This window comes from Stenotrophomonas sp. TWI602 (genome assembly GCF_039674045.1).
In the GTDB taxonomy this organism is placed as follows: Bacteria; Pseudomonadota; Gammaproteobacteria; order Xanthomonadales; family Xanthomonadaceae; genus Stenotrophomonas.
On record NZ_JBDJMT010000050.1, the window covers coordinates 1 to 1,510 of the forward strand.

Annotated in this window: 2 protein-coding genes; one reads left to right on the plus strand and one right to left on the minus strand. The window is 68.1% G+C overall.

All coding sequences use genetic code 11. The annotated features are described in order from the left end of the window. Positions 1-109 precede the first annotated feature (109 nt). Positions 110-559 (minus strand): copper chaperone PCu(A)C, encoded by a 450-nt coding sequence (locus ABE483_RS18915; protein WP_313219155.1) that lies wholly within the window; start codon positions 557-559, stop codon positions 110-112. Positions 560-593: 34 nt separating this feature from the next. Here ABE483_RS18915 and ABE483_RS18920 point away from each other — a divergent pair, with 34 nt between their 5' ends. After that, positions 594-1,373, plus strand: a complete 780-nt coding sequence (locus ABE483_RS18920) for an enoyl-CoA hydratase/isomerase family protein (RefSeq protein WP_346482188.1) — start codon at positions 594-596, stop codon at positions 1,371-1,373. The last annotated feature ends 137 nt before the right edge of the window (positions 1,374-1,510 follow it).

Sequence of the window (1,510 nt, forward strand, 5' to 3'; positions counted from 1 at the left end):
CTTCTTTGTGTGGTGGGGCCGGGCTGGGGCTTTTTCTTTTTTTTTTTGTGGGGGTGGGGGGGGGGGGCCCCCCCCCCCCCGCCACTACCGTTCCATACCCCATGGGGCCTTACGGTACCGCGCTGCGCACCTGCATCATCCCATCCACCTTGCGCCCATCTTCCAGGCTCAGCCGCAACGGCAGCTGTGCGCCTTCCTTCAGTGCCACCTCCGGCTGCATGAGCATCAGGTGCAAGCCCCCCGGCTTCAGCTCGACGGTCGCCCCCGCCGCGATCGGCAATCGCTCCACCGCGCGCATCCGGCTAACCCCCTCGACCAGCGTGGTTTCATGCAGGGACACATCGCCGAACGCCTTGCTGCCTGCGGCGATCACCACGACCGCCTCGCGGCAGTCGTTGCGGATCCGCCCGTAACCGGCGGCCATCGGCATCGCGGCCGGCGGCAACCGCAGCCAGCCGTCGCGCAGTGACACACAGGAAGGTTCTGCGGCCACTGTCGGCGCCGATGCTGCGAACGCACACAACCCCAACAATACGCACACGAATGGTTTGGTTATCATCGGCTTCGTTCCCTGTCCGCAACGAGACTGCAGCATGACGACGCTCATCGAGGTGATCAACCATGGCCCCATCCGCGAACTGCGGCTGGCGCGTCCGCCGGTCAATGCGTTGGACACCGAGCTGTGCCGGCACCTGATCCAGGCGATCAACCAGGCCATGTCCGAGGACGTGCACGGCATCGTGCTGTCCGGGAGCGAGCGCATCTTCAGTGCCGGCATGGACGTGCCGCACCTGCTCGGCCATGGCGATGACAGGCACAAGCTGCTGGACAGTTGGCAGGCCTTCTTCGGCGCCGTGCGCACCCTGGCCGAATGCCGCGTGCAGGTGGTGGCGGCCATGACCGGGCACGCCCCTGCCGGCGGCTGCGTGCTGGCGCTGTGCTGCGACTACCGGATCATCGCGCGCAGCCCCGATGCCGCCCATCCCACGGTGATCGGCCTGAACGAAGTGCAGGTCGGGCTGGTCGCGCCGGAAGGCATCCAGCGCCTGATGCGCCGCGTAGTCGGCCACCATCGGGCCACCACCCTGCTGGTCGGCGGCGAGATGGTGCCGGCCGAGCGTGCACTGCAGATCGGGCTGGTCGATGAGGTGGTCGATGCGGATCAGGTTGTCGCCCGCGCCGTGGCCTGGCTGCAGAGCCTGCTGAAGCTGCCCCGCCAACCGATGCTGCTGACCCGCGCCATCGCCCGCGCCGACCTGCATGAGGCGCTGCACGCCGACCTCATCCAGCTCGACCGCTTCGTGGACGCCTGGTACGCCCCGGACGCCCAGCAGGCGCTGCACGGGCTGGTCGCCAGACTCGGCAAGGCCTGAAGCCCGGCAAACGCCAACGCCCCGGTAGTGCCGGCCGCTGGCCGGCAGCCAGACAATGAACGATCGAAGTGGTGCGGGGTTGCCCGGCCACGGGCGGGCAACACCGATAAATTAGTTTCGCCCCCACCACCGGTCGT

Coding starts and splice junctions, on each gene's coding strand:
- ABE483_RS18915 (WP_313219155.1), bottom strand. CDS start 559: ATGATAACCAAACCATTCGTGTGCGTATTGTTGGGGTTGTGTGCGTTC.
- ABE483_RS18920 (WP_346482188.1), top strand. CDS start 594: ATGACGACGCTCATCGAGGTGATCAACCATGGCCCCATCCGCGAACTG.